This window comes from Desulfosporosinus acididurans (assembly GCF_001029285.1).
GTDB classification, from domain to species: domain Bacteria; phylum Bacillota; class Desulfitobacteriia; order Desulfitobacteriales; family Desulfitobacteriaceae; genus Desulfosporosinus; species Desulfosporosinus acididurans.
This window is the reverse complement of the sequence record NZ_LDZY01000037.1, coordinates 1-7,546: the sequence shown is the minus strand read 5'-3', so window position 1 is coordinate 7,546 and position 7,546 is coordinate 1. Positions and strand designations below refer to the sequence as shown.

Annotated in this window: 8 protein-coding genes, 2 rRNA genes and 1 riboswitch; of the genes, 3 read left to right on the top strand and 7 right to left on the bottom strand. The window is 42.0% G+C overall.

All coding sequences use genetic code 11. The features are described 5' to 3' along the window. The 3 genes from DEAC_RS21830 to DEAC_RS21820 form a co-directional block, all read right to left on the bottom strand. The coding region (locus DEAC_RS21830) for an RNA-guided endonuclease TnpB family protein (RefSeq protein WP_047812180.1) at positions 1-498 on the bottom strand (498 nt) is incomplete at its 3' end. After that, a complete protein-coding gene (tnpA, locus tag DEAC_RS21825) occupies positions 495-896 on the bottom strand; it encodes an IS200/IS605 family transposase (RefSeq protein ID WP_047811496.1) in 402 nt (133 codons plus the stop codon). The genes DEAC_RS21830 and tnpA, both read right to left, overlap by 4 nt. Positions 897-1,052: 156 nt before the next feature. Beyond that, positions 1,053-1,397, bottom strand: coding sequence for a hypothetical protein (locus DEAC_RS21820; RefSeq protein WP_345788190.1), 345 nt, complete (start codon positions 1,395-1,397; stop codon positions 1,053-1,055). Between the two features lie 394 nt (positions 1,398-1,791). On the opposite strand from DEAC_RS21820, the gene DEAC_RS21815 reads away from it, so the two are divergent. The 3 genes from DEAC_RS21815 (at position 1,792) to DEAC_RS21805 (ending at position 4,232) form a co-directional block, all read left to right on the top strand. After that, on the top strand, positions 1,792-2,226 hold the full coding sequence (locus tag DEAC_RS21815; RefSeq protein WP_047812179.1) for a Fur family transcriptional regulator: 435 nt from the start codon (positions 1,792-1,794) through the stop codon (positions 2,224-2,226). Continuing rightward, positions 2,204-3,073, top strand: coding sequence for a hypothetical protein (locus tag DEAC_RS21810; RefSeq protein ID WP_047812178.1), 870 nt, complete (start codon positions 2,204-2,206; stop codon positions 3,071-3,073). Before DEAC_RS21815 ends, DEAC_RS21810 begins: the two co-directional genes overlap by 23 nt. A 286-nt stretch (positions 3,074-3,359) precedes the next feature. After that, positions 3,360-4,232 (top strand): DegV family protein, encoded by an 873-nt coding sequence (locus DEAC_RS21805; protein ID WP_053006575.1) that lies wholly within the window; start codon positions 3,360-3,362, stop codon positions 4,230-4,232. Positions 4,233-4,347: 115 nt separating this feature from the next. Here the strand turns inward: DEAC_RS21805 and dapA are convergent, their stop codons facing one another. The 4 genes from dapA to DEAC_RS21780 all read right to left on the bottom strand — a co-directional run. Beyond that, positions 4,348-5,238 (bottom strand): 4-hydroxy-tetrahydrodipicolinate synthase, encoded by an 891-nt coding sequence (dapA, locus tag DEAC_RS21800; protein WP_047812177.1) that lies wholly within the window; start codon positions 5,236-5,238, stop codon positions 4,348-4,350. Positions 5,239-5,329: 91 nt separating this feature from the next. Further along, positions 5,330-5,503, bottom strand: a riboswitch (Lysine riboswitch). Positions 5,504-5,676: 173 nt separating this feature from the next. After that, positions 5,677-6,282: a DUF1287 domain-containing protein gene (locus tag DEAC_RS21795; RefSeq protein WP_427846292.1), complete on the bottom strand. Its 606-nt coding sequence runs from the start codon at positions 6,280-6,282 to the stop codon at positions 5,677-5,679. A gap of 620 nt (positions 6,283-6,902) precedes the next feature. Continuing rightward, positions 6,903-7,019, bottom strand: a 5S ribosomal RNA gene (rrf, locus tag DEAC_RS21785). Between the two features lie 118 nt (positions 7,020-7,137). Beyond that, positions 7,138-7,546, bottom strand: a 23S ribosomal RNA gene (locus DEAC_RS21780); the annotation flags it as partial.

The window sequence follows — 7,546 nt, the reverse complement described above, 5'->3', positions numbered from 1 at the left end:
AATATAGTAGTTCCCTGTAGGAGTTTTGCTTATAGTCGCAGACTTTATAACGGCTTCTTTAGGTAATTGTCGGTGTAGCTTAATCCGTACATCTTTTAATTTTGGCAATCGAATTATCTTACTGTCAATAAGCCTGATTGTTCCACCTTGATTGTTGGTAGTATAGGATTTCTTGTCACGATGCTTGTTTTTGAACTTCGGAAAGCCTATTGATTTATCCCGAAAGAAGTTTTTGTATGCGGTCTGCAAATTCAGTTGAGCATTAGCCAAAGCCAAACTGTCAACTTCTTTGAGCCATTCAAATTCTTTCTTGAATTCAGCGGGTAATAAGTATTTCTGTTGTTTCAACGCTTCTTTATCATCCTTGAACTGCTCATAAACCGCTTTACGGTTAGCAAGCATTTTGTTGTAGACAAACCGCACACAGCCGAACGTTTTATTGATGAGAATTTCTTGTTCAGGAGAAGGATATATACGATATTTGAATGCCTTGTTCATAATTTCTCACCTTGGCTTTCAATATAGCGTTTGATAACTTCAATAGGGGCGCCGCCAGTGGTTAATAAGCAAAAACTTCTTGACCAGAAATAGTCTTTCCATAGTGATTTTTTGACGATAGGATATTCTTTCTTGGTTAGTCGAGAGGATGCGCTTTTATAGGCATTGATGAACTTTGATAATTCGCTATTGGGTTGCGCTTTGAACAGAATATGCACATGGTCTTTATCATGGTTCCATTCCTGCAAAACAACATTGTAATTTGGTGCTATGTACTCAAAAATCTCTTTGAGACGATTGGAAATCTTATCATCAATTACTTTCCGGCGATATTTTATAACCAAAACGAGGTGATAATACATCAAGAATACTGAATGATTATTATTGTCTAATTCCATTGTGTTCACCGCAATACATAACTATACTACTGATTATATCATGGCAGTATTTGTATAACAATAACAAAACAAAGAGCGACAATTCATCTCCCACCTTCGCTCTCGCTATCGCGAGTATGGAAGGCTAAGAGGTGGGGGACTTCTTGTCGCACGAGGTTAAATTTTATACAAAAACCACTTGCACGTATTCACCTCATACTTTAGCTGAAATTGCTTCATCAACCCATGAACCTCGCTCTGACATTCATAGACCTTCATTCGATTACCAGCAATCTTCTCGTCAGATATTCTTTTAATTATTTCAACCTTCACAACATTACCGTCATGTCGAAAGCGAATCGGGCGCGGTGTGCCGGGGATATCAAACCATGCAATCATTTCTATAGGAGCCATAACGACTTTCATCCTAACCACACTTCGCCCAATCGCCCGTGATGCACTCGGTACATCCGCCAATATGTATGAGTTTATTCCGGCACACTGGACATTGATCGTGGGCAATTAACCACTCTTCACAAGGTTCTATACAATAGGATTTGCTATCACACTCAGCACAGACATCTCTCATTTTAATCGCCTCTCAGTACATATATTTGTTTGCGTCGAACTCATGTTCTTATTATATTCATTCACTGTTTTAATATCAATCTTTTCTTACACAAAATTATATCAACCCTCATCGACAAAAAATTGATGAGGGCTTCTCAACTTTGAAATCTTAAGTTTTAAAGCTAAACGGTATAAGAATAGAAATGACATACTCCTAGCACCTACGCTAACGCTCAGAGGCAGGGTCTTCTTGGTACACGTTCGAAGCATCTATCAATAACCTTGACAAGACCAAGTACATGATGCATTATAGAAAATGATTTTCTTTAACATGAGGGATAGCACAATGGAACTTGAACTGATTAAAAGCAAACTACATGAGAGTAATTTCCGTCTCACTCAAGAACGAGAAGTGGTTTTAACGACTTTCATGAATTCGGGGCAAATGTTAACTCCTGCACAATTGCATGACTGTGTAAAAAAAGAATATAACAGCGTAGGACTTACAACAGTTTATCGGCTCATAGAAGTGCTCACGAAGTTAGGGTTAGCTACACCTTTTCTTATTGATGGTGAAATTTATTATACCTTCTGCTCGGATCACCATCATCACCATTTTGTCTGTCTTGATTGCCACAAAGTTAAAGACATCTACGAATGTTTGGAAATGACTCACAAGTATGATGACGTGGGCACCGTCAATTATCATCGTATGGATTTATATGGGCATTGTAAGAACTGCGAGAGGAAGAACATAAATGTTAAATCTTTGGAACCCTAGTCATCTATCATTATCCGTTGGCCTAATTACTGCTTTTATACTCGGAATGATTCACGGAATCACGCCAGATGAACACACCTGGCCCATTACATTTAGTTATTCCATTGGTAGTTATAGCTCTAAAAAAGGTATGCTCAGCGGATTAGTCTTTTCCACAGGATTTACACTTCAACGGGCGATTGCTTCAGAACTGGCATTTATGGCTTTAACTGGATTTCTAATGAGCAGTTCCAGCGAAAACATTGTTTATATTATCGTGGGAATTGTTATGGCAATATCAGGATATTACATACTGCATAAAGGACGGTCTTTTCATCTCATACCGTGGTTAGAAAAGTTACTGCCTCAAACAGATGATAGTAAGCCTGTACCAATTCGGTTAGCGTTTTTGCATGGTATTATTGCGGGTTGCGGAACGGGAGCTTTTGCTACAATCATCTATACTGTAATTTCACCAACAATGCCTTCAGTGTGGGTTGGTTTTGTTCCTGGCTTACTGTTTGGATTAGGAACACTTTCGATGCAGGTTATCATTGGTGCATTGTTTGGATGGTGGATACAGAGTAGAAATATTAGTCAATCAAGCAAGGCAAATATAGGTCAATTTGTATCAGGAAATACCCTTCAATATGGGGGCCTGCTGTTCATGCTGGCTGGAATTTTAGGGCTTATTGATCCTTCTATTTCAGACTGGGGCGTGAACACAGGAATTAGAGTTCACAATTTAGATTCGATCAATATAGGAGTAATTCTCGTTGTAATCATCGTCGCTGGAATTGGCGGGGTTTCGATGTGGCTTGCCTTACGCAAAAATAAAGAGAACACATTAGGAACGCATAACGGATAGCCCCATAGTAGATCCTATTTTGCTCTGAATACATATCCGTTCTCCTATGATTCAATAGGGGCAACTGAGGCGAACCCGATCTATTACATCTAAGTCAAGTTCATTAGTGTATCCTCCATCTGTCAAATACATTGCCTCAGGGACCAATGGTAATAGTATGACCCCAGGATACATAATACGAATAATGGTAACTATTTCATCTTCAGCATTTAGTAAATACTGCAACTGCAAAATTCATGATCAAGATTTCATTAATGATTGCATGTAAATACTCGAGGTGAATATTTTGTTCAGATTAATTGTAGACAGCACGTGCGACTTACCAAACGAAATCATGGAAAAATACGGTATTCTTATGATACCTCTGCATGTGATACTCAACGGAAACGATTATAAAGATAAGGTAGAAATTACTACCGATGAGGTTTTCCAAGCAATGCGATCAGGTGCCTTACCAAAAACATCCCAAGTCAATCCCTCCGATGTCTATCAAACTTTCCAGGTATGCTGTGACCGCGGAGAAGACTTTATCTATCTCGCCTTTTCTGCAGCCCTTTCAGGAACGTATCAGTTGGCAGAAACCATCTTATTAGAATTTCAATCAAAGTATCCGGATCGGAACATGCAAGTTATTGATTCTAAGTCAGGATCAGTGGCAATTGGCCTTATCGCTTTACAGGCGGCGAAAATGATTGAAGCCGGGTATGGCTTTGACGCTGTTACCCGGCACATATCTTACTTGACGGAACACATAGAGCATGTGTTTACCATCGCTGATATCGGTTGGTTGGTAAAGGGAGGACGAATCAGCAAATTACAAGGAATGCTTGGATCTCTCTTGGATGTCAGGCCCATTCTGGAGGTAAAAAATGGCTTATTACACCTCAGTAAGAAGGCCCGAGGAAGTCAAAAGGCGCTTAACTTTGTATCTGATACACTGGCAGATAGAATCGAAGGCTTTCCTGAACAGATCATCGGCATCGCCCATTCAGATAATTTGCCGGGCGCAGAAGATCTAAAGAATCTTCTTGCGGAAAAACTCAACACGAACAACTTTATTATCAGCAAAATTGGGTGTGTATTAGGCAGCCATTTGGGCATCGGCGGACTAGGCTTGTTCTTTTTCAATCAGAAACCAACGCCATATTTTTATTTGTAACTCTTAATCACTTAACCTTGGACCACTATTCCATCCCTGCATTTCATGATAGGAAACTGGTGCCGGCTATTTCTTTTTCTGGTATAACCTCTTCATTTTTCTCTATAGACCTTCCTCAAACGTTTAATTCCTGTGCTCTCATTTGTGAAAGCAACTTTTCACGATTTGTATCCTCCATTGAAGTGAGGGGTAACCTGAGATAATCCTTGCAGAAACCCATAGCTGCCATAGCAGCTTTGACCGGGATAGGGTTTACTTCACAAAACAGTGCGTTTATAAGGGGGTAAAGTTTACATTGTTGCTCCGCGCTGCCGGCAATATCGCCGTTAAAGAAACGTGTGCAAATCTCGCGTGTTTGGGCCGGCATAATGTTGGAAAGCACAGAGATGCATCCAATTCCACCAAGCGCCATAAGCGGAACTATCTGGTCGTCATTGCCTGAATACAAATCGAGCTTACCTCGTACACGCGCCATCGTTTCAACAATTTTGGAAATGTTGCCGTTTGCTTCTTTAATCCCGACAATATTTTCGTGTTCAGCCAATGCTTCGTAGGTTGCTGACTCAATATTTACCCCCGTTCTTGATGGCACATTATAGATAATGATAGGCTTTGTACTCTTGTCGGCAATTTGAGAATACATTTTAATTAGACCCTTTTGCGTAGCCTTATTGTAATAAGGGGTAACTACAAGCATTGCATCCGCACCTGCTTCACAGGCAAAACGAGTGAGGTCATGCGCATATTCGGTGTCATTACTGCCTGTGCCTGCAATGATCGGTACTCTGCCTCCCGCACGCTGAACTGCAAAGGTTATTGCTGCTCTGTGCTCTTCATCAGTTAGGGTTGAAGCTTCACCTGTCGTTCCACAAATCACCAGAGCATCAATTCCCTCTGCAATTTGCCAATCGATCAATTTTCCAAACTGCTCATAATTAATTCCTGTTTCGTCAAGAGGAGTGATGAGGGCAGTGGCGATACCTTTGAAAATAGTGTTCTTTTTCATGTTAATTCTCCTTCTCTGTTCATACAAAAAATAAATAGCTGATACGGAATCAGCTACTAAATTACCCACATGAATTTCTGAATCATATGGTAATATAGATAGCTCTCCGCAAATGCGACAGTTGAACAAATCTTATTTTGCCCAACCAGCCCAGTCCCCACGTAATGGAACCGACTTCGGCATCTACACCTTTCACCGAAGCTACGGTCGTACGTAACCTTAACAACTTCGGGTACTGATTGTAAAATGCACCTCTATCATTTCAATTCAGTCTATTCATATTCTTTAAACTTGTCAACCCCAAAATAACATCATTTTTTGCGCAAAACAAAATGTTGCTTTATTGCTGATAGGAAATATGAATATGTCAGTAGTGTCAGAGGTCTTCTGAACTGAACGCAACCTCGGCTAACGCAATGCTTGAACGAGTTCATTATGCTAAAACTTGGGAAATCGGAAATGGCCGGTTATTTTAGATGGCCAGCTTTGAAGTTGATCCGTTTCGTTCGCCGTTGGTCCTGCATTATGTAGAATGTATGGAACACCATCTTTTCTCCGTTTATCTGAAATAATTGCAATATGTTCATGTGGATTATCAAAAGTAACAATGTCTCCAGGCTGCCATTGATATAAATTTTCAACGTCGCCGGGTTTCACATCCTTCGTAAGTTCTGTTCCGTTCCTACGAAAGAAAACAATTAAGTTAGGTACCCGGCGAAAATCTATATTCGGATCAGGATTTCCCCCAATCCGAGGATATTTTTCAGGATTTTCTCGGATATCTTTATCCACTAATACCTTTAAATCATAACCCGCATCACGCATAGCCCTCCACACAACATCTGTACACACGCCTTCATTGTCAGGGGGAAATCCCCCTTGATAATATGCGCTGCGATAATAAGGTTTTCTGCTCACTTCCGCTTTAGCCCCTTTAACAATGTCTTGTAAATCAGTGACGCCATCGCTGTCCTTATCACTTGGGCAAGAAATATTTGCAATCTTAAGTGACTGTCCAAACGGCTTATTTAATGTCTGGAACAAATTAATACCAACCCATGATATCAAGACTAATCCTATTAGCCTGAACAACAAAACCATGTATCGTTTAACAGATCTTCTCAGGCAGATCACCTCACTTAAGCCAAATCCATTTGCATATCACATACTTCAATAACAACATTACTCCCAGTTGGTTATTTTATGCATTACTTCAATTCTTGCAGTTAACAAAACAGACTGCCAATTTAGCACACTGTCGTTTGCTACCTGCGATGACCTACTTTCCCAGGGGATTGCACCCCAAGTATTATCGGCCCTGGAACGAAAGGCGGATGAGCCTTTCGCCACGCTGCGCCCCGCTACGCAGACTCCTGCAGCGTGACGAAAACCGGACGAGGTTTTCGCCACATTGCGACTTGTGACGCATTCTCCTGCAATGTGGACCCGAACACGAAAAGCACGAAAGCCTCCGGTGGAGGGTTTCGCCGAGCCACCAACCCCAGAGAATCACTTCGTGGCGAAGTACGAGCTTTTCGCCACATTGCGTCCCGCAACGCATTCTCCTGCAATGTGGATCGAACGGGTGGAGCCCCGGTAGATATCTTTCATTTCTTTCATGAAACACAAACAGACTACCATTATGGCAGTCTGTTGCTTGTTTTACCTGGCGATGACCTACTTTCCCAGGGGCCTGCGCCCCAAGTATTATCGGCCCTGGAGGTCTTAACTTCCGTGTTCGGTATGGAAACGGGTGGAACCCCTCCGGCATGATCACCAGATCTCTGAGATTCAGTTGTCCTTTTCGAACTCTGTTCTCTCAAAACTACATAGAGTCTCTTTCTAGCTTCGTCTTCTCGGAACCATTTGAGCCACGTTCCCTTTGCTTTCGTATCTTATTAGGTCAAGCCCTCGACCGATTAGTACCGGTCAGCTCCACACCTCACGGTGCTTCCACATCCGGCCTATCAACCTGATCTTCCTTCAGGGGTCTTACCGAGCTTTCACTCGTGGGAAATCTCATCTTGAGGCCGGTTTCGCGCTTAGATGCTTTCAGCGCTTATCCGATCCGAATATAGCCACCCAGCTGTGCCTCTGGCGAGACAACTGGTACACCAGTGATTCGTCCATCCCGGTCCTCTCGTACTAGGGACAGATCCTCTCAAATTTCCTGCGCCTGCGACGGATAGGGACCGAACTGTCTCACGACGTTCTGAACCCAGCTCACGTACCGCTTTAATGGGCGAACAGCCCAACCCCTTGGGACCTACTACAGCCCCAGGATGCGATGAGCCGACATCGAGGTGCC